The 23314-nt window shown below is 58.2% G+C and carries 23 protein-coding genes; 14 read left to right on the plus strand and 9 right to left on the minus strand.

Annotation, left to right across the window (positions count from 1 at the left end; all coding sequences use genetic code 11):
* The first annotated feature begins 25 nt into the window (after window positions 1–25).
* Both CMG77_RS14065 and gdhA read left to right on the plus strand, forming a co-directional pair.
* Window positions 26–2248, plus strand: a complete 2223-nt coding sequence (locus CMG77_RS14065) for a nitric-oxide reductase large subunit (RefSeq protein WP_502691939.1) — start codon at window positions 26–28, stop codon at window positions 2246–2248.
* Window positions 2249–2331: 83 nt separating this feature from the next.
* Window positions 2332–3678 (plus strand): NADP-specific glutamate dehydrogenase, encoded by a 1347-nt coding sequence (gene gdhA / locus CMG77_RS14070; protein ID WP_286904903.1) that lies wholly within the window; start codon window positions 2332–2334, stop codon window positions 3676–3678.
* Window positions 3679–3720: 42 nt separating this feature from the next.
* Here gdhA and rnk read toward each other — a convergent pair whose 3' ends face one another.
* The 3 genes from rnk to CMG77_RS14085 form a co-directional block, all read right to left on the minus strand.
* Window positions 3721–4104 carry a nucleoside diphosphate kinase regulator gene (gene rnk / locus CMG77_RS14075; RefSeq protein ID WP_286804378.1) on the minus strand — a complete coding sequence of 128 codons (384 nt, stop codon included), beginning with the start codon at window positions 4102–4104 and terminating at the stop codon, window positions 3721–3723.
* 309 nt (window positions 4105–4413) lie between these two features.
* On the minus strand, window positions 4414–4794 hold the full coding sequence (locus tag CMG77_RS14080) for a GreA/GreB family elongation factor (protein WP_286804377.1): 381 nt from the start codon (window positions 4792–4794) through the stop codon (window positions 4414–4416).
* A gap of 203 nt (window positions 4795–4997) precedes the next feature.
* Complete coding sequence (locus CMG77_RS14085) at window positions 4998–6587, minus strand: MFS transporter (RefSeq protein ID WP_502691935.1); 1590 nt, start codon at window positions 6585–6587, stop codon at window positions 4998–5000.
* A gap of 449 nt (window positions 6588–7036) precedes the next feature.
* On the opposite strand from CMG77_RS14085, the gene sufT reads away from it, so the two are divergent.
* Window positions 7037–7555: a putative Fe-S cluster assembly protein SufT gene (gene sufT, locus CMG77_RS14090; protein ID WP_286904920.1), complete on the plus strand. Its 519-nt coding sequence runs from the start codon at window positions 7037–7039 to the stop codon at window positions 7553–7555.
* A 12-nt stretch (window positions 7556–7567) separates the two neighbouring features.
* On the opposite strand, the gene yghU is transcribed toward sufT, so the two are convergent.
* Window positions 7568–8512, minus strand: a complete 945-nt coding sequence (gene yghU / locus CMG77_RS14095) for a glutathione-dependent disulfide-bond oxidoreductase (protein ID WP_353743504.1) — start codon at window positions 8510–8512, stop codon at window positions 7568–7570.
* On the opposite strand from yghU, the gene CMG77_RS14100 reads away from it, so the two are divergent.
* On the plus strand, window positions 8511–9869 hold the full coding sequence (locus CMG77_RS14100; RefSeq protein WP_286904909.1) for an OmpP1/FadL family transporter: 1359 nt from the start codon (window positions 8511–8513) through the stop codon (window positions 9867–9869). The two genes, yghU and CMG77_RS14100, sit on opposite strands and share 2 nt — an antisense overlap.
* A 45-nt stretch (window positions 9870–9914) precedes the next feature.
* Here the strand turns inward: CMG77_RS14100 and CMG77_RS14105 are convergent, their stop codons facing one another.
* Window positions 9915–10619: a peroxiredoxin gene (locus CMG77_RS14105; RefSeq protein ID WP_502691936.1), complete on the minus strand. Its 705-nt coding sequence runs from the start codon at window positions 10617–10619 to the stop codon at window positions 9915–9917.
* A 137-nt stretch (window positions 10620–10756) separates the two neighbouring features.
* Window positions 10757–11965 carry a cytochrome P450 gene (locus CMG77_RS14110; protein ID WP_502691937.1) on the minus strand — a complete coding sequence of 403 codons (1209 nt, stop codon included), beginning with the start codon at window positions 11963–11965 and terminating at the stop codon, window positions 10757–10759.
* 209 nt (window positions 11966–12174) lie between these two features.
* Here CMG77_RS14110 and CMG77_RS14115 point away from each other — a divergent pair, with 209 nt between their 5' ends.
* The 5 genes from CMG77_RS14115 to CMG77_RS14135 all read left to right on the plus strand — a co-directional run bounded on the left by CMG77_RS14115 (window position 12175) and on the right by CMG77_RS14135 (window position 16521).
* Complete coding sequence (locus CMG77_RS14115; protein ID WP_286904914.1) at window positions 12175–12588, plus strand: c-type cytochrome; 414 nt, start codon at window positions 12175–12177, stop codon at window positions 12586–12588.
* Window positions 12589–12815: 227 nt separating this feature from the next.
* On the plus strand, window positions 12816–13763 hold the full coding sequence (locus CMG77_RS14120) for a multicopper oxidase domain-containing protein (protein ID WP_502691940.1): 948 nt from the start codon (window positions 12816–12818) through the stop codon (window positions 13761–13763).
* Window positions 13764–13775: 12 nt separating this feature from the next.
* Window positions 13776–14090 (plus strand): hypothetical protein, encoded by a 315-nt coding sequence (locus tag CMG77_RS14125; protein ID WP_286807242.1) that lies wholly within the window; start codon window positions 13776–13778, stop codon window positions 14088–14090.
* 20 nt (window positions 14091–14110) lie between these two features.
* A complete protein-coding gene (locus tag CMG77_RS14130; RefSeq protein WP_286807243.1) occupies window positions 14111–14746 on the plus strand; it encodes an SCO family protein in 636 nt (211 codons plus the stop codon).
* A 128-nt stretch (window positions 14747–14874) separates the two neighbouring features.
* Window positions 14875–16521 carry an FG-GAP repeat domain-containing protein gene (locus CMG77_RS14135; RefSeq protein WP_286807244.1) on the plus strand — a complete coding sequence of 549 codons (1647 nt, stop codon included), beginning with the start codon at window positions 14875–14877 and terminating at the stop codon, window positions 16519–16521.
* A 114-nt stretch (window positions 16522–16635) separates the two neighbouring features.
* On the opposite strand, the gene CMG77_RS14140 is transcribed toward CMG77_RS14135, so the two are convergent.
* Window positions 16636–16842 carry a cold-shock protein gene (locus CMG77_RS14140; RefSeq protein WP_024461242.1) on the minus strand — a complete coding sequence of 69 codons (207 nt, stop codon included), beginning with the start codon at window positions 16840–16842 and terminating at the stop codon, window positions 16636–16638.
* A 293-nt stretch (window positions 16843–17135) separates the two neighbouring features.
* Here CMG77_RS14140 and CMG77_RS14145 point away from each other — a divergent pair, with 293 nt between their 5' ends.
* The 4 genes from CMG77_RS14145 to CMG77_RS14160 are packed head-to-tail and all read left to right on the plus strand — an operon-like array spanning window position 17136 to window position 21417.
* A complete protein-coding gene (locus CMG77_RS14145) occupies window positions 17136–18734 on the plus strand; it encodes a BCCT family transporter (RefSeq protein ID WP_286807245.1) in 1599 nt (532 codons plus the stop codon).
* Between the two features lie 27 nt (window positions 18735–18761).
* Window positions 18762–20438, plus strand: a complete 1677-nt coding sequence (locus CMG77_RS14150) for an FG-GAP repeat domain-containing protein (RefSeq protein WP_286904918.1) — start codon at window positions 18762–18764, stop codon at window positions 20436–20438.
* 33 nt (window positions 20439–20471) lie between these two features.
* Complete coding sequence (locus CMG77_RS14155) at window positions 20472–21179, plus strand: succinate dehydrogenase iron-sulfur subunit (RefSeq protein WP_265365887.1); 708 nt, start codon at window positions 20472–20474, stop codon at window positions 21177–21179.
* Window positions 21180–21192: 13 nt separating this feature from the next.
* The gene (locus CMG77_RS14160; protein ID WP_286807247.1) at window positions 21193–21417 is read left to right on the plus strand and encodes a DUF3565 domain-containing protein; all 225 of its coding nucleotides are present in this window, start codon (window positions 21193–21195) and stop codon (window positions 21415–21417) included.
* 27 nt (window positions 21418–21444) lie between these two features.
* Here CMG77_RS14160 and CMG77_RS14165 read toward each other — a convergent pair whose 3' ends face one another.
* On the minus strand, window positions 21445–21981 hold the full coding sequence (locus CMG77_RS14165) for a hypothetical protein (protein WP_286807248.1): 537 nt from the start codon (window positions 21979–21981) through the stop codon (window positions 21445–21447).
* Between the two features lie 225 nt (window positions 21982–22206).
* Here CMG77_RS14165 and CMG77_RS14170 point away from each other — a divergent pair, with 225 nt between their 5' ends.
* Window positions 22207–22428, plus strand: coding sequence for a hypothetical protein (locus CMG77_RS14170; RefSeq protein WP_286807250.1), 222 nt, complete (start codon window positions 22207–22209; stop codon window positions 22426–22428).
* A 50-nt stretch (window positions 22429–22478) separates the two neighbouring features.
* Here the strand turns inward: CMG77_RS14170 and CMG77_RS14175 are convergent.
* A partial coding sequence (locus CMG77_RS14175; RefSeq protein WP_502691938.1) for a ferredoxin-like domain-containing protein occupies window positions 22479–23314 on the minus strand: 836 nt, incomplete at its 5' end.

The following is a 23314-nucleotide window of genomic DNA, read 5'->3' on the forward strand; positions in this document are numbered from 1 at the left end:
GGTCACCGAGAGTGGTCAGACATTGATGACCGAAACCAGCATTCTCGACGGTCAGACCGCCTGGCAATCCGTGGGTGGTATGCAGCTCGGCTCCATCTGGGGGCACGGCGCCTATCAGGCACCGGACTGGACCGCCGACTGGCTGCACCGGGAACTGTTGGCCTGGCTGGAGTTGGCCGCTCAGGACAACTTTGGTGTCAGTTATGACGAGCTCGATGGGCGAGACCAGAATGCCCTTCAGTACGAGCTGAAGGAAGCCTATCGCACCAACACCTGGGATGCGGAGACCGATACCCTGGTGGTGTCCGATCGACGCGCTCAGGCGATGGCGCAGACAGCGGATTACTACAGCCGTCTGTTCGGCGGTGCGCCGGAGCTGCAGCCCACTCGGGAAAGCTACGCCATGAAGGAGGTCACGCTGCCGAGCGAAGAGCGTCGGGATCAGATGACCAATTTCTTCTTCTGGACCGCCTGGGCCGCCGCCACCGAGCGCTACCCCGGTGAAGCGACCTACACCAACAACTGGCCCCACGAGCCGCTGATCGACAATAAGCCCACCGCCGAGAACATCGTCTGGTCCATCGCCAGTGTGGTGCTGCTGATCGCCGGTGTCGGTGGCCTGGTCTGGGGCTGGGCGTTCCTGCGCAAAGAGGACGAAGAGGAGCCAGAGGCGCCCAAGCAGGACCCGATCACCACTTTTGCGCTGACGCCTTCCCAGAAAGCCCTGGGTAAATACCTGTTGGCGGTGGTGGGGCTGTTCACTCTGCAGGTGTTCCTGGGAGGGTTCGTCGCCCACTACACCATTGAAGGGCAGGGCTTCTACGGTATCCAGACTTCGGACTGGCTTCCTTACTCCCTGATGCGCACCTGGCATATTCAGTCGGCCATGTTCTGGATTGCCACCGGCTTCCTGGCGGCGGGCCTGTTCCTGGCGCCGGTCATCAACGGCGGCAAAGATCCGAAGTATCAGAAGCTCGGCGTGGACATTCTGTTCTGGGCGCTGATTGCCGTGGTGGTGGGTTCCTTTGCCGGTAACTTCCTGGCGATCAACCAACTGATGCCCGCCGAGTGGAGCTTCATGCTGGGCCATCAGGGGTATGAATACGTTGACCTGGGCCGCTTCTGGCAGATTCTCAAAGTNGCCGGTATCGCCTTCTGGTTGTTCCTGATGATGCGCGGCATCGTGCCGGCCCTCAAGCAGGGTGGCGACAAAAACCTGTTGGTGTTGTTGACCGCCTCCGTGGTGGCCATCGGCCTGTTTTACGGTGCCGGGCTGGCTTACGGCGAGCGCACGCACATTTCCATCATGGAGTACTGGCGCTGGTGGGTCGTGCACCTGTGGGTAGAGGGCTTCTTTGAAGTGTTCGCTACCGCCGCACTGGCCTTCATTTTCTGCAGCATGGGTCTGGTATCCCGCCCCATGGCAACCGCCGCCTCCCTGGCATCGGCGTCACTGTTCATGCTCGGCGGCGTGCCCGGTACCTTCCACCACCTGTACTTCTCCGGTACCACCACACCGGTCATGGCGGTAGGNGCCTCGTTCAGTGCGCTGGAAGTTGTGCCCCTGGTGGTGCTCGGTTATGAAGCCTGGGAGAACTGGCGGCTCAAGTTCCGCGCTCCCTGGATGCAGAACATCAAGTGGCCGCTGCTGTTTTTTGTCGCCGTGGCGTTCTGGAACATGTTGGGCGCCGGCGTGCTGGGCTTTATGATCANCCCGCCCATCTCGCTCTACTACGTNCAGGGGCTCAATACCACGCCCACTCATGCACACGCCGCCTTGTTCGGGGTGTACGGCTTCCTGGCGCTGGGCTTCTGCCTGCTGATTCTCCGCTACATTCGCCCGAACATGGCGTTCAACGAGCGCGTGATGAAAACCGCCTTCTGGTGGATGAACGGTGGTCTGGTGCTGATGTTGTTTACCAGCCTGTTGCCGGTGGGCGTCATCCAGTTCNTTGCCAGTGCCTCTGAGGGCCTGTGGTATGCCCGCAGCGAAGCGTTCATGCAGACGCCGCTGTTGGAAACCCTGCGTTGGGTCCGCACCATTGGCGATGTGATTTTCATTGTCGGNGCCCTGGCAGTGACCTGGCAGGTGGTCAAGGGCGTACTCTTCCCGGATGCACCCGATCAGATAGTCGAAGGCCGACTGGAAAAAGCCTGGGCCCCCGCCTATGCTGAGTCCGATACGGCCATGGCTGAAGCGCATCAGGGTGACAGCGTGTGCTGCGGNCACTGNGGCGGCGATAAATAGCCGCAGGTTTGACACGCTGGTGTTTCACGTCCACAGGGCGGGCTCAGCCCGCCCTTTTTGTCTTAACGGTTTGGGAGAAGTGAATGGTCAATGCCAAAGAGCGTATAGATACCATCTATGACGTGGTCAAGAACCGAAACCCCGGGGAAACTGAATTTCATCAGGCGGTCTGGGAGGTCATTGAAACGCTGACGCCCGTGCTGGAAAAATGCCCNTATTACGCCAAACAGAAAATCATCGAGCGCATCTGTGAACCGGAACGGCAGATCATTTTTCGNGTGCCCTGGCAGGATGANGACGGGGANGTTCACATCAACCGCGGCTTCCGGGTTGGTTTCAACAGCGCGCTGGGGCCCTATAAAGGTGGGCTGCGGTTTCATCCCAGCGTCCTGCTGGGGACCATCAAATTTCTTGCCTTTGAGCAAACCTTTAAAAACGCCCTGACCGGCCTGCCGATTGGCAGTGGTAAGGGTGGCTCCGATTTCGATCCCAAGGGGAAATCCGACAATGAAATTATGCGTTTCTGTCAGAGTTTTATGACCGAGCTATACCGGCATATTGGCGAGATGACCGACGTGCCGGCCGGGGATATTGGTGTCGGTGCCCGTGAAATCGGCTTCCTTTTCGGGCAGTACAAGCGCATTACCAATTGTTATGAGTCCGGGGTGCTGACCGGCAAGAGCCCAAGCTGGGGTGGCGCACTGGTTCGTAAAGAGGCGACCGGCTACGGCCTGGTTTACTTTGCCGAGGAAATGCTCAAGGCGCGCAACGAATCACTGAAAGGAAAAACCTGCGTGGTGTCCGGCTCCGGCAACGTGGCGATTTACGCAATTGAAAAGTTGCAGCAGTTGGGAGCCAAGGTGGTGGCCTGCTCTGACTCCGGCGGAGTGATTTACGACGAGCGGGGCATCGATCTGGACACGGTGAAGGAAATCAAGGAGGTGCAGCGCGACCGGATCAAGGCGTATGCCTCTCAACATGGCGAGGCTGACTATCGGGACAAAGGAAACATCTGGGATATTCCCTGCGACCTGGCGTTCCCCTGTGCCACCCAGAATGAACTGGATGAGAAGGCCGCGCAGACGCTGGTCGAAAACGGTTGTCTGGCGGTTGCCGAGGGGGCCAACATGCCCTGCACGCCGGAGGCGGTGGATTGCTTTATGGAAAACAATGTCGCCTACGGCCCCGGCAAAGCGGCCAACGCCGGTGGCGTGGCGACATCGGCCCTGGAAATGCAGCAGAATGCCAGTCGTGACTCCTGGACATTTGAGCACACGGAAAAACGTCTGCGCCAGATCATGGCCAACATTCATAGAGACTGTTACGACACCGCTCGGGAGTTTGATCTGGATGGCAACTATGTGGCGGGCGCCAACATAGCCAGCTTCCGGCGAGTGGCGGATGCCATGTTGGCCTTTGGTGTTATCTGAGGTCTGCCAAACGAGCTGACGATCGGTGCTCGGCACCGGTCGTCAGTCTGCTCGGCTGACCGCTTCAACTTTCACGGTGGTGCGCTGGGTTTTACTGATCGGCCAGTCAATTTCCTGCCCTTGTTTCAGGCCAATAATGGCGCTGCCAATGGGGCTCAAAATGGACAATTTGTTCTCCGTGTTATCCAGCTCGGTGGGATAGACCAGCGTATAGGTGAACGTCTTTCCGGTCGACTGAACCGTAAACGTCACCTGTGAGTGCATGGTCACCACATCGTCCGGAAGCTTGGCCGGCGTCACAATTTTTGCCCGCTCCAGCTCTTCTTCCAACTGATTGGTGATGGTGTCCTCGGGAACCGATTCCAACAGTTTCCACAATCGCTCATAGACTTCTTTGGTCAACGTAATTTTGGGTTTCGATGCCATACAAATTCCTCATGGTAATGTTAGGTAAAGAGTGCGCCATCCTTGGCGGTAACACTATTCTTTGCTGTTGTTTTGACGTTTGTCGCGTTTTTCCGCACGTTTTTCCTTCAGTGTGCGCTTTGCCTGTTTCTTTTCGTTTCGAGACATGCGAGTAGTCCTCTAGCTGATGGTTGTTTGTGTGGTTGACCACACATCGGCATAGACAACGTGGCAGTGCCACGAACCAGCATGCAATTGAATCACCCCCTTGAAAGTGTCTTTTTAAGCGCCCCGCCGTCTGCCGTCGCGGGGGCTCGGTAAATAGGTGTGTCACCTGATCGCAGCGATCTGGTATCTCAAGATTGACCCAAACACCTTGACGGTAACCGTATCGCCCGGCTTGCGGCCCATGAGCGCGGCGCCAAGAGAAGAGAGAAAGGACACTCTGCCTTCGACCGGAACACTCTCTTGGGGCGCCACCACCACGAGGGTGCAAGGCTGATTTTCCTGCAGGTCAATCAGTTCTACCTCGCTGTTGATCGAAACGGTTTCGACATCAACGGCTTCAAGGTTGTTTGGTTTGCCAGCCAGATCAAATAAGTACGATAACGTGACCGGCTCAATATCCATGCCCCAGGGGCGGGTGATGTAAAAATCTTGCGCACGCCGTCTCAAGGAGCCCAGCAGCTCCTGGCGTGAAGAATTACACATGGCAGACTCCTGGCCTACAATGCGATGGATGAATCGGTTGTGAGTAAAATAGGGTATGCCCGAGTGCTGAGCGTTAGCACTCGGTTAAGAGGGGAAGATGGGGGCAAGCCTCCACATCAGAAATTGCGCCAGTACGTTGTTCACGAAAATCCTGTGTTTTTCAAAATGACGTTGCTTTGAGGTTACCCCAACGAAAATAAAAGTCAACGGTATGTTTGGGATCTTCGGCGTTTCGCGGTCAAAGCATGTCGCACGTCTTCCAGGCGCAGGCCGCGGGTATCAATGCCACCGATAAACAGCAGTGCTGCGGCCAGCAGTAGCGGCGCCGCGATGACCAGCGCGGACCAGGAGAGAAAGTCCATCAGACCCGCGACTCCCAGAAGGGTACCGGCGATGCCGCCCAGTTTGGAGCTGGCGGCGACCAACCCTGAGCCGGTGCCGCGTAGATGCACCGGATAAATCTCCGAGGCGTATGGAATCAGCATGGCGATGATGCCACTGGCACTCATGAGCAGCAGTGCGGTGCAGGCGGTCAGTATTTCCACTGTCAGCCAGCCCATGGCGGCGCTCAGGGCGAAGACCCCCAGGGCGGCAGCGGTCAGGGAGGTAAACAGCGTGAGTGTGCCGATGGAGCTCCAGTGGTGGTAAAGCCAGATCACCAGTGCCACGCCCGGCAGCGCAAAAAACGCGGACTTGGCGATCAGAGAGTTGGCGTGCTCGGCAAGCCCCAGGCTGTACAGGTTGGTGGGCAGCCAGAGAAGAAATCCGAAATTGACGAGCCCCCAGGCTATGCCGGCGGTGGTCAAGCCCCAGGTAATGCCGGTGTAGGGCGCGCGAAACAGGTCTTTGAGGGTGGCGTGGCCGGTATCGGGCTCGGGTTCGACCACCACATTCTGCTCCGAGTGTTGGGCGCCACTAAACCGCGTCAGTACCTGACGAGCTTCGTGGGTCATGCCCCGACTGGCCAGGTAGCGAGGGGATTCCGGAATATACCGATTCAACAGTATGACGATCATCCCGGTAGGCAACCCGAGCAGCCACAGAATGCGCCAGCTGAACAGCGGCTCCAGAAGGGTGGCGGATCCTGCGGCGGCCAGATAGCCCGCCGTGGTGCCCAGTCCGCCCAGTGCGACCAGCAACCAGCCTCGGTGCCGGGCCGGCACGGATTCCGCCATCAGGGCAAAGGTAATGGGCAGCAAGCCCCCGGCCGANAGCCCCATGAGNAAGCACATNGCGAGGTTCCAGCTGTAGCTGGGCATGGCGCCGCAAATTGCGGTTCCGATGAACATGAGCGCGGAGAGCAAAATCGCGGCNCGTCGACCAAAGCGGTCCGCCGCCATACCCCAGAAGATCGACCCCANTGTAGTGCCGGTCAGGGCGACGACTGCCAGGACGCCAGCGGACTGGCTGTTCAGGTCGTATTCTATGGACATGCCGGGCATGACAAAGCCGAGCGTGGCCGGCTTCATGACGTCNACCGTGACGGCAATCATCAGAACCATGACCAACTTCCAGTGCTCCGCGTTTAGCGGTACCTGGTCGGCCACATGGAATTGCAGGTGCGGGTCGCTCTGTTGGCGCAGCTCGCTCACCCGNGGCANCACGCCGTAGGCGGAACACAGCAGTCCGAGGGGGATCAGCGCCATGCCGATAAGCATCGTGGTGCTCATGGGCATGCCCGCCATCTGATAGCCCATGGGGGCGGCNTGCAGAAACATGGGAATGTGCGACANCACNCCCAGNGTGATNCCNNCNCACCCAAACCAGAATGCCAGNGGATGNTNAAANCGCATGCNGNGAGCCTCAANGCNNGNNNGNNACGGNNGNTAATAGTTGAGTTTTTTACTCAGGTATTTAGCTTTATTCNCTTTGATGGTAGCATAACGGTTGTTGATAATGTGTATNCAGAGAGCATCTTATGCAGCCCAGTTTTCATATCTCCGAACNCGCCCGCNATTACCTGATTGAGCTGCTNAGCAGCCAGGGTGTGGATGCGGCCAGGATATTTGTGGTGGAAGCCGGCACCCCTCGCGCCGAAACCTGCCTGGCGTACTGNCGGCCGGGCGAGGAGTCGGAAACCGANCTGGANGTGTACGAGGGTGANCTGAAGCTGTTTCTCGACAAGCGNAGCCTGCCCTACCTGAAGGGGNTGGAAATCGGCCTGCAGGANAAAGGCGAGCAGAAGCAGATCACCATCCGCGCCCCCAACGCCAAGAAGCCCCAGAGTGCNCAGGGGCGNGAGGTGGAGTTTGANCGNGAGTGCCCGGCCAAGCTGGTGCCCTCCGGTGATGACCTGATGATTCCNAANGGGGCCGAGGCGGCNATTACCCAGGCATTAGGGGCCAGCTACACGTTGCTGTACCACGGCAACCTGATTCGTATCGACGGTAAAGANGCCGACGCCATCGGNCTGACNTCCAATGCGCTTGAGTTTGAAGCGCGTGANGACGGCCGCATCGATGAAGATCAGGTCTGGAAGGCGCTGTCCATGGTGTACGATCCGGAAATTCCGGTGAATATCGTCAGCCTGGGCCTGGTGTATAAAATGGATGTGGATCAGNCNCGCGGCCATGTGTTTGTGGANATGACCCTNACNGCACCCGGTTGCGGAATGGGNGATGTGCTGGTGGATGATATCAAGCGACGCCTGGCGGAAGTNCCCCATGTCCANTCCAGCGACGTCCAGTTGGTGTTTGATCCACCCTGGACGCGCGAGATGATGAGTGAAGAAGCTCAGTTGGAAACGGGAATGTTTTTCTAGGGGCGGTTATCCCTACCCATCAAAATCCGCGGCGTCGTGGCGCTCGCGCAATTGCTCGTGAGGTTCGCCCCAGGTGCGATTGACTTTGCGCCCGCGCTGCACGGCTTCCCNNTGATCGATGGCCTGCGCCCACCGCTTCAGGTGTCGATACTCATCCACCGATAAAAACTCGCCGGCATCGTACAGGCGCCCCAACACCAGTTCGCCATACCACGGCCANATGGCCATGTCCGCAATGCTGTACTGCTCTCCCGCCAAATAGGTTTTGTCCGCCAGNTCGCGATCNAGCACNTCCANCTGNCGTTTNACNTCCATGGTNAAACGATTGATGGGGTACTCGTAAGGCTCCGGNGCGTANGCGTAAAAATGNCCAAACCCGCCGCCCAACAAGGGTGCGCTGCCCATCTGCCAAAATAGCCAGTTGAGACACTCGGTGCGGCCCGCGATGCTGTCGGGAATAAANGCGCGAAACTTGTCAGCCAGGTAAAGCAGAATCGAACCGGACTCAAATNCCCGNGTGNCCGGATCGGTACTGNGGTCGACCATGGCCGGTATCTTTGAATTGGGATTAACCGCCACAAAACCACTGGAGAACTGATCCTGCTCCATGATGTCGATGTAGTGTGCGTCGTACTCCGCTCCCGAAATTCCGCGAGCGAGNAGCTCTTCGAGCATGATGGTCNCTTTTACGCCGTTGGGTGTTGCGAGTGAATAGAGCTGCAGTGGGTGCTTACCAACCGGTAGCGCTCGCTCGAANCGGGCCCCCGCNGTGGGGCNGTTGATGCCACTGAATTTACCGCCGGCCGATGTGTCTGGCNTCCAGACTTTGGGTGGGGTGTACGAGTGCTCGCTCATTATTCCTCCNTTCACGATCGGTTGCTTGCGTTTTGAAACTGCTACACTACAGTTCGATGACGTTGACACACATAACCACTGTACGCAGGAGGAGAATACCATGGATCAAAAAGCGCTCCGCGCCTGTTTTGCGCTGTCCTTGCTGAGTTTGCCGTCGGTAACCCTGGCGTCTTCATTCCAGCTGCTTGAGCAAAGTCCGGCCCACATGGGCAAGGCATTTGCCGGCACGGCGTCGGATATTACCGATGCCTCTACGGTCTACTTCAATCCAGCGGGTATGGCACGTCTGGACGGTCAGCACCTGACCCTGGGCGGAAACGTCGTGCTCACCGAAGCGGACTTCGTCAACGACGGCAGCAATTACGTCATTCAGGGNAACNCCGTGCCNGTGCANGGCAGCGGNACCACCGACGAAACCGGNTTTATTCCCAATGCCTATTGGGTCGTTCCGGTATCCGAGCAGTTCACCNTGGGCCTGGGCGCGGGCGGCCCCTTTGGNCTTTCCAGTGACTTTGGTNCCGAGTGGCCGGGGCGCTACGACGCCACCTTCAGTGANCTGGAAGTCACCAACCTGAACCTCACCAGTGCCTGGGCACCGAACGATCAGATCGCCTTNGGTNTGGGGATCAACTATCAGATGATCGATGTCACNCTGCAAAGCCAGTTTGACTCCACCTTGGGTGCCAGCCCGGATCCCGCCACCGACAGTAGTGCGAGCATTGAAGGGGACGATGACGATATCGTGTTCGATGCCAGCGTGTTGTGGACACCGGCCCCGGGAACACAGTTGGGTTTGATCTGGCGTCAGGGTGGGGATTTTACTCTCGATGGCAGTGCCGCCTTTGANCTCAACGCCGCCTGTGCACCCGGCGCGGGTTCGCCTACCGGCGCNCCACCGGCACCGACCACCGGTACTTTATGTGCAGGCGCTCTGACCGGGCTGGAAGGTCCGGTCACCGCAGGGGCGGAGCTGCCGGATACCATCACCCTGAGTGGTTCGCAACAGTTGAATGATGTGTGGACCCTGCACGCGGACATTGCGCAAACCCGCTGGAGCAGCATTCAGACCATTGCGGTTGATAATGTTGATAACGGCGAGAACGTGGCCACACTGGACCTGCGTTACGATGACACGCTTCGCCTGGCGTTGGGCGCCAGCGCGGCGTTGACGGATACCTTCACCTTGCGTTTTGGTGTGGCGCAGGACGAGGCGCCGCAAACCGATCCGGAGTTTGTCAGTCCGAGAATTCCGGATGAAGATCGTACCTGGTTGGCCGTCGGCGCCAACTTCCATGTATTCGATTCGGTCACCATGGATGTGAGTTACGCTCACCTGCTGGTGGATGANGCTCAACTGGAGCGCACTGAGCCNACCCCTCTGGGCGGAAGCTACACTCTGGAAGGCAGCTTCGACAGCTCGGTCAACATCCTGGCGGCCCAGATCAACTGGCAGTTNTAACCGNTCACCGGCCGGGGCGGTCAGCCTCGGCCGGTGTAACNGTTTTTACTGCGGCTGCTTGGCCGTTCTCAGGTAGGGCTTGAGGGTTTTGAAACCTTCGGGGAATTTCTTCTTGGCGTCTTCGTCACTGACCGACGGCGGAATGATGATGTCTTCACCATTTTTCCAGTTCACCGGTGTGGCAACGGTGTGCTTGCTGGTCANNTGNANGGANTCCAACAGNCGCAGAATNTCGTCAAAGTTGCGNCCNCTGGTCATNGGNTANATCAACTGNGCNTTGATTTTTTTGTCCGGNCCGATGATGAANACCGCGCGCACGGTGGCGTTGTCGGCNGCNGTGCGNCCNTCNGANGANNCGCNTTCATCTTCNGGCAGCATGTCGTACAGCTTGGCCACGTTCAGATCCGTGTCGCCNATCATCGGATAGTTGGGCGCGGTGCCCTGGGTTTCTTCAATGTCCTTGGCCCANNNGGCGTGGTTGTCCACCGGATCGACCGACAGACCGATGATCTTGGTGTTGCGCTTGTCGAANTCCGGCTTGAGTTTNGCCATGTAGCCCAGCTCGGTGGTGCACACCGGGGTGAAGTCTTTCGGGTGAGAGAACAGGATCGCCCAGGAGTCGCCAATCCACTCGTGGAAGTTGATTTCGCCNTCGGTGGTTTGGGCGGTAAAGTCGGGTGCTGTGCTACCAATACGCAGGGCCATGAGACCTCCTTTCGGGATCAAACACAAATGATGGAATGGAACCATTGATAGTGGGGCCGGNCCGGGCAAATACAAGCCCTGACCGGCCGATCAGTAGAANNGATGATAAAGGCCGCACCGGNGNTCGTAAAATGACCTTTCCGTCTAATCCATAGCGTTCGGTTATAACGAAGCACGCAGCGTCAGCTTGCGTCGAAATCCAACCACAGGTGCTGGTAACCGCTGGCCGGATAGTACGCATTGACCGGTGCCTTGTCGGGCGTCGGCGCAAAGGCGCCGCTGATCTGTAATAACTCCTCCATCAGTACCCGAAGTTCCAGCCGGGCCAGCGGTGCGCCGGGGCAGACGTGCAGGCCGGCACCGTAGAGCAGGTTCTGGCTCTGGTCGCGCCCCCAGCGGAACTGGTCGGGCTGCGGAAACACGCGTTCATCCCGATTGGCTGATACCCAGTTGACCGTTACCCGGTCTCCGGTTTCGATTTGGCGGCCTTGCAGCGTGGCGGGGCAGGTGGCTTTGCGCCGATTGGTGACCAGCGGGCCGTGAATACGCANAATTTCGTCCACGGCTTCNGGNATTTTGTCCACATCATCGCGAAGCTCCGCCTGNAGNTCGGGNTGTTCGGCCANAAANTTCAGCAACAGGCCNACCGAGGCGGCAATGGTGCCGATTTCGCCCACGGTCCANTTGCGCAGAATACTGACGATGTCTTCCTCGGGAATGGGNTGACCATCGATGGTACTGCGCATGATGTCCGTGGTGGGATCTTCCGGCGCCCAATCGCCCTGCTCNCGTCGGGTTTCNAGCAGTTGGTGAATATAGCGACTGAAACGCTGGGCAATTTCCGCCATGGCCTCCCGATCGCCGGCCAGCGTGGCCTCGTGGTTTTCGTGGGCCCATTCGCGCANCGGCTCCTGCAGGCTGTCGGGCCAACCGAGAAAGGCGCACTGGATCTGCAAGGCGAAGGGCTCCGCCAANTCGNTCACAATATCGACCTGCTTTCGTCCGGCGATNGCNCGAGCCAGCTCGGCGGCAATGTCGCGGCACTCCGGCTCAAACANCGCCATGCNCTGNTCGGTNAAAAAGGGNTCTATCAGNNTGCGNTANGGNGTGTGTTCGGGCTGATCCAGTCCATTGGGNACGGAGCGGTGCTNNGANACCTGATTNCTGAAGGTNTCATGATCGGTCACCACNGCCAGCACATCNTCGTGGCGAAACACGGACCACCCCATNTACTCGCTGNGGGCCACCGGGCAGCGTTGGCGCATGTCATCGAAGCTGGCGACGGGGTTNTCCAGAACCGTNTCGCTGCGAGGGTCCCANTCGTAGGTCGGGCGGTGATCGGTCATGAAACTCCTCCCGGGGAAGTGTTNGTTCAGGATTGCTGCTCTCATGGGTTGTTACCTCCATGTTACGGCGCTTGCGCCCTTGAGCCTACGGGAATACTCCCCAATCCCCATCGTCTACCCCCAATAGGGCATTTCAGAGGGGCGCCGAATAACCCATCGGCGCAATAGTGTGGCACCTGAATTTCTGGTCTGATGAAGCTGTGTGGGAAATCGTAACAGGTGCGATTTTCCCGGTAACAGATCGAGGTGTTTACATGAATCGTCCCGCCTTTTCCTTGTCCCGCCGTGGTTTCTTTGGCCGCTGTTTGTTGGGGGCTCTGGCGAGCCTCANCCTCAACCTTTACGCCGCCGACCCCGCCAATGGCAAAANCGTTTATCAGATGAATTGTCAGGCCTGCCATCAGCCCGCCGGTGCCGGTATTCCCGGCGCCTTTCCTCCCCTGGCCGATAACGCCAATCTGTCCGGCAACCCCGACTATATCGCGCAGGCCATCGTCAAGGGCGTCTCCGGTCCGCTGACGGTGAACGGAAAATCCTACAACAGTGTGATGCCGTCCATGGCCCACATCAGTGATTCGGATATTGCCGACCTGGTGGCCTACATCCTGTCNGATCTCAACGGCAGTGATTTGACCCTATCCGAAGCCAANATCAGTGCNNTGCGTTAACGGTACCCATTTTATTAATTGATAGAGAGAACTTAACGATGAAACAGATGATGAAAATGATGGCCCTGGGGGCGAGCGTGAGTGCCTTGGCGGCGTTNGTNGGCTGTTCTCAGGCCGGGCCCATGGCCACCGCCNGTGAGTTTGAAGTCGAGGGCAAGGTCTACGGCATGCCCAAGGCCGAAGTGTTCCGTGAGGATTACCGGGGCGATGCGGTNGTGGGCGATACCATGACNGCNTCCCCCCATTTGGCCAAGCTCGACTACGCCGGCAACAAAACCCATCAGGTCCGNCTGGANACCCTGTCCCAGAAAGTGGANGTGGCCCCGGGCGTGAGTTACACCGCCTGGACCTTTGGCGGCAGCGTGCCNGGTCCGGTGTNGCACGTGCGCGAGGGCGACCGGGTGGTGTTTACCATGAAAAACCGCTCNGACGAGGCCGTGNTGGTGTCNGAGCCCGGCAAGGGCGCCGCGCCTTTCTACCGGCAGATGGCGGACAACCCCTACCAGAANCCGGAGGCGGCCATTTCCCCCATGCCTCACTCCATGGACTTTCACAGNGGCACCGTGGCGGCCGATGATAANTGGCGCAGCATCTCGCCNGGGGAAACCATCCAGTTCGAATGGGTGGCCAACTATCCNGGNGTNTACATGTACCACTGCGGNACNTCCAGTGTGTTGATGCACACCGCCATGGGGCAGTACGGCGCGGTGGTGGTTTCCCCCAAAGAGGGCTACCCCACGGAAGCCGATCACGAATACGTGATTACCCAGTCCGAGTTCTATCTGCAGCAGGTGGGCGAGTCCTATATTTATGATCACCAGGCTGCCATGGCCAACAATCCCAGCCACGTGACCTTTAACGGTCATGTGTCCGCCCTGATGGATCAGCCCCTGCGCGCCAAAAAAGGTGACCGGGTGCGCCTCTACGTTTTGAACGCCGGGCCCAACGGCACCTCCAGCTTCCACGTGATCGGTGCCATCTTTGATCGGGTCTGGTACGAGGGCAATCTGGAGAACGAGTGGCGCGGTATGCAGACCGTACTTCTGGGAGCCAGTAACGGTGCGGTGATGGAGTTCATCGTTCCGGAAGACGGGCTGTACAAATTGGTGGATCACGAGTTCCACGACGCCGAGCGCGGCGCCGCCGGCGCCTTGATTGCCGCACCGGCACAGTAGGAGGAGAGCGAGATGTCAGGGTGGTGTAAACAATGGTTGTGGGGCGGGCTCCTGTTGGCCGGCACCGTCACCGCCCTGGCGGCCGAGCCGGTGGTGGTACCGGAGGGCAATTTTGAACACCCGGTGCTGCTCGACCGGGAGCGCCGCACCGAGTGGGTGGCAAGCTTCCGGGTGGATTTTGGCGGTGGTTCCTGCGGTGATACCGGCCGGCTCATACTGCGCTACGACAGCGCTCACTACGCCACTCTGCTGCGCTACCAGATGCGCAGCAACCACGCTCCGGAAACCACCGCCAGCAACCTCGGCTTCCGTTGCGTTTACCCCTGATTGAGGATACCTGAATGAACATGAACGGTTTCACAAAGGCCTGGCATTGGCTGGCCGCTCTGGGCCTTTGGGCGTTGGCTGGACTGGCGCTTGCCAGCGACCACGCGAACCACGGCGGTCACGACCATCACGGCCACCATAATCACCATACCCCTCTGGGAATGGCCAGTGACATCCCGGAGGGCTCGCTGCATCAGTTCGATGCCACGTGGCAGACCCACCGGGGCGAGACACTGCGCCTGAGTGATCTGGCGGGACAGTCGGTGATTGTGACCATGATGTACGCCAGTTGCACGACGGCCTGTCCGGTGCTGGTGGAAGATGTGCGTCGCATCCATCAGGGGTTGTCCGCCGAGCAGCGCGACAACGTGACCTTGCTGTTGGTGAGTTTCGATACGGAAAATGACACCGTCGAGGTGCTCAATGAGTACGCCCACAATTTCCGGGCCACGGAGGCGCCCTGGCACTTTGCCACCGGCTCGGCGGCGGATGTGCGCACCCTGGCGGCGCTGCTGGGTATCCGCTACCGGAAAAATCCCAGTGGCGGTTACGACCACAGCAACGTGATTGCACTGCTCAACGCCGACGGGGAGGTCATCCACCGCCGGGAGGGGCTGAACCAACCGGTCACTGAGGCCGTAAACAGTCTGCATTGAGCGTCGGGGCGCGTTCAGTCGTGCCCCGGCCTGGTGTACACTGGGCCTCACAATGATAAACGGCGCCGGAGAGGCCTTCGGAGCCGTTTATCATTGTGGGACCCAACAAACACAGCGGCACTACGGTTATGCATCGAACCCTCTTCAGGAACCGACTGGTTTTTACCACCGAATGGCACGGCATCCTCCGACGCTTACGGGTCGGCCTGATGGTGCTTGGCGCGGTAATCTCAACGCCGGTGCTGGCCCAGGTCCAACCCCAACCCCAGACCCAACCCGGCCCGTCCCAGCCCGAAGAGCGGCTATCCCGCGAACAAGTGGTGGCGCTGACGCAGCGCTATTGCGGTGGCTGCCATCAGGTGCCCTCGCCCTCGCTGCTGCCCCGGCACAGTTGGCCGCGGGTGATCGACTCCATGGTGGAGCTGGCCAAAAACCGCACCGGTCAGGACGTGATCCCGGCGGACGCCGTGCCCCATATCAAGGCGCTCTATTACGGGTCCAGCCCCGAGCAGTTGGCCAGCCTCCCCTATATTGATGACCCCCATCCGGCCATGAGCTGGTCCTCCGAGCGAGTGGGTGATGGGGTTGGCATTCCGCAAATTCTCAATATCCAGCGGGTGGCATTGGACAATGATGCCAAGTTCAACTTTCTGGTCAGCGACGGCGAGCGCGGCGAGTTGCGCCTGCTGCAAACCGATGGAGGTGAAAACCCACAGTGGCGCGAATCCACCATTGCCGAGATTGAGCTGCCGATAACGGCCCGAGCCGTCGACTTTAACGGCGATGGCCGGCAGGACATTCTGGTGGCCGATCTCGGTGAATTTGCCCCCAGTGGGGTATTGGCGGGCAAAATTTTTCTGTTGCAGCAGACGCCGAAGAGCGGCTACGAAAAACAGCTATTGATTCATCAGCTCGGGCGTGTGACCGATGTGCAGGCGCTGGACCTGGACGACGATGGCGATCTGGATATCGCCGTGTCGGTGTTTGGTGGTGCCGGCATAGGCGAGGTGTTCTGGCTGGAGAATCAGGGCGGTGGCGATTACCAGAAAAGACCTCTGTTGGGGTTGAGTGGTGCGCTCAATATCACGCCTGCGGATCTCAACGGCGATGGCAAAATGGACCTGATCACACTCCTAGCTCAGGAATATGAAACCATGGTCGCCTTTGTCAACCAGGGCGACGGCAGGTTTGAACGGGTGGATCTGGTCAGTGCCGGGCATCCGTTGTTTGGTGCCACCAGCATGAATGTTGAGGATCTGAACCGTGACGGGAAGCCCGACATCATCTTCACCAATGGTGATGCTTTCGATACCCAAACCGACCCCAAGCCTTACCACGGTGTTCAGTGGCTCGAAAACAAAGGCGATATGCAGTTTGCCGCCCACGACATCGGCCGTTTCTATGGCGCTGCGAATGCGGCGGTGGCGGACATGGATGGCGACGGCGATCCGGATATTGTGGTCAGTAGCTGGACCAATTACTGGGACGATGAAAAACGTCAGTCCCTGATCTGGTATGAAAATACTGGCGACCTGACATTCCAGCCTCGGCCCATCAGCGATGAATACCGCGGTGTGGTGCCTCTGGAGTTGGTGGATATCACCGGCAATGGTCGCCTGGATATCATTACCGGTGCGTTCCGTATGGATATCCTCAAGGATTTCTTGCGGGTGGAAGACGGTATTCCCTCCATGGACACCGACAAAATGAAAGCGGATCAGCGTGCACCCAGCGATCGATTGTTACTAATTCGTAACCGTGCCTCTGAAAATTGAACACAAAAAAACGGCGCCCTGTGAGGGGCGCCGTTTTTGATTCAGGGGTAACCCCTGAAAGAACACAATCCGTCGGCCTTCGGTTGTCGGCGACGGGCTGTGTCAGCAGACGATTTAGATCGCCTGAATGTTCTCGGCTTGCGGGCCTTTCTGACCTTGGGTCACGTTAAAGCTGACCGCTTGGCCTTCGGCCAGGGTTTTGAAGCCTGAACCAACGATGGCGCTGAAGTGTGCAAAAACGTCCGGACCGGATTCCTGCTCCAGAAAACCAAAACCCTTCGCTTCGTTGAACCACTTAACTGTTCCAGTAACTACTGACATAATCGTACCTATAAATCATTTGATGGTGGCCCTGATGGACCGGTGGTGCTAAAAAGGTTCTATTACTTAAAAAGACAGGACGATGACGTGCGACAGAGTTGCTAGCTACGGGCAGGGATCGAACAGGTTTTTACAATATAAATCAGAACTTCCTAACCCGAGCCATCCTACAGGCTTTAGGGTGACTGTCAACGTATTTATCATTGCGTTTGTCATTTGAGTGGCTCATGTTAGGCTTTTTCGCTACAGATCAAGCACTTGGCTCCCCCAGAAATTTTGAAGCAGAGCGTCTTATGAACAGACCCGGCTGGGTTTTTTACGGATCGGTGGCACTGTTGAGTGCATTTGTTGTACTCGGTATTTTCTGGCCAGAGCAGTTGGCAGGTGGTTCAGAGCAGGCGCTGGCCTTCACTACCAGCCACTTCGGCTGGCTGTACCTGTTTGTCACCACCGGTTTTCTGGTGTACTGCATTGCTCTGGGGGCCGGCCGTAGTGGCAACATCCGGTTGGGGTCCGACGGTGAAGCGCCGGAATTTTCCTACCCTACCTGGTTGGGGATGATTTTTTCGGCCGGGATGGGGGTTGGCCTGGTGTTCTGGGGTGTCGCCGAACCCATGACCCACTACGTCAATCCGCCTCTGGGCATGGCCGAGGGGCGCAGCGCCGAGTCCGCCGAGTTGGCCATGCAGTACTCGCTGTTTCACTGGGGGTTTCATCAGTGGGCCAACTTTGCCGTCGTGGGGCTTGCGATTGCCTACGTCCGCTTCCGTCAGCAGCGGCCGGGCCTGATCAGCGAAACCTTTCGCGCCAGTCTGGGCGACCGGGTTGATGGCGGCTGGGGGCACGCCATCAATGTGTTGGCGGTGGTATCCACCGTGTTTGGTGTGGCGACCACCCTCGGTTTGGGGGTGATTCAGATCAACAGTGGCATGGGCTCGGTGTTTGGTATGGCATTCGGCACTACGCCCCAGCTTGCCATATTGGCCGGGGTGGCCATTGTGTTTTTACTTTGCTCACTGGCGCCTCTGGAAAGTGGCGTGCGCTATGTCAGTGACGCCAACATGCTGCTGGCCGCCGCCGTTCTGGTGTTTGTTTTCTTTGCCGGGCCCACTGATTTCATCACCGCCGCCATGACCAATGCCATTGGTGATTACTTTTCCAACATGATCGGTATGAGTCTGGTGATGTCGCCCTACACGGGGGAGGACTGGGTGGCCCGCTGGACGATTTTTTACTGGGCCTGGGGCCTGTCCTGGGCGCCCTTCGTGGGAAGCTTCATCGCCCGTATTTCCAGAGGTCGGACGATTCGGGAGTTCGTGGTTGGCGTCATTGGTATGCCGGTGCTACTGAGCACCCTCTGGTTTGCCACCTTTGGCGGCTCATCGCTGTACTTCGAACTGTTTGAAGGTGCAGCGCTGGGCGACGCGGTGACCCGGGAGATGAGTTCGGCGCTGTTTCAAATGCTTGAATTTCTCCCCGCGGTGGGTTGGATCAGTGCCTTGGTGTTGGTCCTGATTGTGCTGTTTGTCATCACCTCGGCCAACTCGGCCACCTTCGTGCTGGGCATGTTCACCAGCCGGGGTGTGCTCTCGCCAAGCCGGCCCATGCGACTGACCTGGGGCGTCATTCAGGTATTGGTGGCCGGCGTACTGCTGCTGAGCGGTGGCCTGACCGCACTGCAGACCATCTCGATTGTGGCGGCTTTCCCGTTTATGGTGCTGATGGTGTTTATGGCCGCGTCACTGCTCAAGTCCCTGCGCAATGAACAGCGACAGATGGAGTTGCACGAAGCATTGATGCGAGAGCGCATTCAGCGATTGCTGGATGACACGGATCGCCGGGCTCAGGAATTCCGTTCGGGCGACACCCAAGACCCGGTGAAAGAAGACTGACGACCGCGGTACTCCATTCTGGGTAGTGTGTCGGACCGGCGGTTATGGTTAGCTGTTGGCCAGGAGGGCCCGATGCAACCCACACGCTTTCATTCGAAATACGTCACAACCAAAACGACATGGTCGGTGCGCTCTAGGCGTCAAGTGACGGTCTGTACTTTGCTGTTGGCTTTGCTAGCGCCGCTGCACGCGTTGGCCGAAGGCCAGGTGGAGCCAAAGTCTGTCGAAGAAATTGTCGCGTTAACCGAGCGCTATTGCGGTAGCTGCCATGCACTGCCTTCGCCGGATTTGTTACCCAAGCGGAGCTGGCCGGCCGTGATTGACACCATGGTCGATTTGGGGCGTCGGCGCGCCGGTCAGGAGGTGATTCCCGCTGACGTTGTGCCACACATTAAAGCCCTTTACTACGGCTCAAGCCCCGAACAGTTGCCACGCCTTCCTTATACGGAATCCTCAGACTCGTCGGCCTGGTCGGCAAAGGTGGTGGGAGAGCGATCGCGGCTGCCGCAAATACTGAACCTACAGCCGGTATCACCAGAGCGCTTTGGCAGTGACGCGGCAGCGGCTTTTCTGGTCAGCGACGGCGAGGCAGGCGAAGTTCGCTTGTTGGAGGTTCCATCAAATCACCCGGCGTCGGACCCATGGCGAGAAACGACGCTCGGCCAGTTCACCCTTCCCATTCAGACTCGGGCGCTGGATTACACGGGCAATGGTCAGCAGGATATTGTGGTCGCCGATCTTGGTGAGTTACCCCCGAGCGGTGCCCTGGCGGGCAAGCTGTTTCTGCTGGCGCAAGATGACAAGGGGCGGTTTGAGCGCCGGCTGCTCTATGACGGTTTAGGCCGGATCTCGGATGTGCAGGTGCTGGATATCAATGAAGACGGACTCCTGGATCTGGTTGTGGCGGTGTTTGGCGGCAATGATATCGGCGGTGTGCTCTGGCTCGACAACCGGGGGGACGGGCGTTTCGTCCGGCAGGACTTGCTGAACCTCAGTGGCGCCCTCAATATCGTTCAGGCCGACTTGAACAACGATGGCCTTCAGGATCTCGTCACTCTGGTGGCCCAGGAACATGAAGTCGTGATCGCTTTTATCAACGAAGGTGCGGGGCAGTACCGCACCATGGAGCTCGCAAGAGCCCCACATCCGATGTACGGCTTTACGCAATTGCAAGTGGCCGACCTCAATAGCGATGGTCGGCCCGATTTATTGATGACCAATGGCGACGCCTTTGATACCCAGAACGAGCCCAAGCCGTACCATGGCGTTCAGTGGCTCGAAAATCGCGGTGATTTGCAGTTTCAGTACCGTAACATTGCCAGGTACTACGGTGCGGCCAAAGCGACGGTTGCCGATATGAATAACGATGGTCATCAGGATGTACTGGTCAGTAGCTGGGTGAACCACTGGGACGATCCTCGGCGACAATCCATGGTATGGTTTGAGAATAACGGTGATGAGACGTTCCGTTCACGGCCGCTGGCCGGTAACCGTCACGGGTTGGTCCCGATGGTTGTCACCGATCTGAACCGAAATGGTCGCCCTGATGTGCTCGCCGGCGCCTTCCGCATGGACCTGTTGCGTCGAGTGATGACCGGAGCCTCGCAGAATAGGCACGGCGATGTTGACGCCAGCGCCGATCAGCCACGCCTGTATTGGTTCGAAGCGCCATTCCGTAATGAACCCGAAAAGCCGGAACATTGACCGAAAAATCACGCGATCAGAGAGGTAGACGCCATGCTTCAAGTATCCATCTACCGCTATCATCCCGAGTACGATGAAGCGCCGCACATGCAAACGTATTCGATTGATGATCCATTCCGGTCGCGTATGGTGCTCGATGTGCTTGAACACCTGAAGGCCGAGGATCAGACGCTGGCTTACCGGCGCTCCTGTCGGGAGGGCGTGTGCGGCTCTGACGGTATGAGCATCAATGGCGTTAACCGTTTGGCGTGCATTACGCCGGTGGAGGAGGTGCTCGACCGGCGCGATACGCTGGTGTTACGCCCGTTACCGGGCATGCCGGTCATTCGCGATCTTGTGGTGGACCAAACCCAATTCTTTAATCAGTACAAACGCATCCATCCGTATCTGATCAACGACGACCCGCCTCCGGCCATAGAGCGGTTACAGAGCCCAGAAGATCGCGCCAAACTTGATGGACTGTATGAATGCATTCTGTGCGGCTGTTGCTCTTCGGGTTGCCCCTCCTATTGGTGGAATCCCGAGAAGTACGTTGGCCCTGCCGGACTGCTGCAGGCTTATCGATTCCTGTCCGATTCCCGTGATAAAGGGTTGAAACAGCGACTGGAAGAACTGGAGGATCCGTTCAGCGTGTTTCGCTGTCACAGCATCGGAAACTGCACCCATGTCTGCCCCAAGGGCCTGAACCCCATGAAAGCCATCAGCGATATCAAGCGGCTGTTGCTGAAAAACGGCGTGTAACCCGGGAGCATTCATGGAGCAACCGATCATCGGCTACCACAAAGATGAAGAAGACCACTGGGTGGCGCGCCTGGCCTGCGGCCACAATCAGCATGTTCGTCACAACCCACCTTGGGTGGAGCGCCCCTGGGTTACCACTGAAATGGGGCGGGCTTCCATGCTTGGCACTCGGTTAAATTGCGTCAAGTGCGATCGCCGCGAACCGGCGGATCATTCTCAGTGTGCGTTAGAAAATTAGGATGCCAATCCCAAACGGAACCACCGATCAATGGTCGTGATGTGATGTGTCTCCGGCAGACTCGATAGCATCAACCCAATCCGCTGGAACGGCCGGGGCTTCCAGTCCCGGGAAGCGGTCGGTGGTGTAGGTGCTGTGGCAGGCGACACAGGCTTCTGTCATTTTCGTGAACGTATCCAGTTGCCGAGGCGTGTCCTCTGAGTGACCCGATTCAGCCAGGGATGCGGCCAGCTCATGCAGATGAGCGTCCATCTGAAGAAACGCCGAAGGCACAGCGGCCTTCAGGTCCTGACGGTCTTCCTGTGTCAGGGACTGTTTCAGAATGAAGCTGTCGTGAATGGCCTGGCCTTTCTCGGCCACCCTCTCGTGCTCTCCCTTAACAATGGCACTGAAAATGTCTTGCATGGCCTGGTCTATCTGGCGCATTTCCTTGATCAACAAACCGCGCAGCTTAGGGGGCAACTCTGGCCCGACGGGTTCGGCCGCTAGTGTTGCAGTCACGGGTGTCAACATGAGTGTCGCGGCAAGCGCGGAGACGTGAAGTCCTGAGCGATTAAAGATCATGGGGGTCTCCTTAGGATTCTGAGCGAACGATAATGGCCGTTTTGTCGTTATGGTCCGTTTTTATAGGGTAGCACCGTTCTAGAGCTGGTCGTGGGGGGCGATACCGGAAAGCGGTTGCACAAGGTCTCCGAGGGTGGTAAAACTATAAGTAGTATATTGTATGAATCTTTAGGGTGAGCCAATCCTTATGACGTGAAAAACCGTCTATACCTCGGGAGGTATGTCATGCAACCGATCAAGCTTCTCAGTCTGGCGCACCTGGGGATGGTGCTGAGCATCGCCCTCTCGTTGGGGGCGGTGGCCATGGGTTATTGGTTTTATCATGGCCTGACGTTGGCGTGGCAGGTGGCCGCACATGTCAGCCTGATTCCCTTCGTGACCCTGCTCAAAATCAGTTACATCACGCGCTTAGTCGCGCTCAAACAGCTTGGTCGGCCGGTAGATTGACCCTCGTCAGCCCTTCGAGAGGGCGTGACGGGGCAATTTCGCGGGATGGATCAACCGCGAGCGATCAATGGCTGGTGAAAATCCTCGGGGCCGCTGTAGGGGCGGATAACGCCGCTGCGGTAGAGAAAATCCCCAAAGCCTTCATCGGCATCGCGCTCCCGGGCAAAACGCTCGAACAGCGGTTTCAGATCGGCGAGTATCTGTGCCTCGTCGATATTCTCCCGGTAGAGTCGATTTAACCGATTGCCGCCGGTATCGGCGCCCAGGTACAGGTTGTATTTTCCCGGGGCCTTTCCGGTGAGTGCAATCTCCCCCAGGTAGGGGCGGGCGCAGCCGTTGGGGCAGCCGGATACGCGCAATTGAATCACCTCGCCACCGATGCCCGCCTCACTCATCAGCTGGTGAATTTTCTGACTTAGCTCCGGCAGGTAACGTTCGGATTCCGCCATGGCCAATCCACAGGTGGGGAAAGCCACGCAGGAAATGGCGTTGCGTGCCAGGGGTGAGCTTTTACCTCCATCATCCAGACCGTAGTGGTCCACCAGCTTCTGGATGGCTGATTTCTCCTGTTCACTGACGCCGGCGATGATCAGGTTCTGGTTGCAGGTGATGCGAAATTCGCCTGAATGAATTTTAGCGATGCTGCGCAACGCGGTACGCAATTTCAGTTGCTCGAAATCGCGAATGCGACCGCTGGGGATGAACAGCGTCAGGTGGTGCCGACCCCGATCATCCTCGGTCCAGCCGAATTGATCACCGCTGTCCTTGAGGGTGTAGTCTCGCAGTGGTTCCAGCGGCGTTCCGTGCACCTCGGCAAACCGTTCCTTGAACCAGTCCAGCCCGTAATCATCGAGCGTGTATTTGAATCGGGCGTGAGCCCGGTCGG

The sequence above is a fragment of the Marinimicrobium sp. genome (assembly GCF_002695945.1).
GTDB lineage: Bacteria > Pseudomonadota > Gammaproteobacteria > Pseudomonadales > Cellvibrionaceae > Marinimicrobium > Marinimicrobium koreense.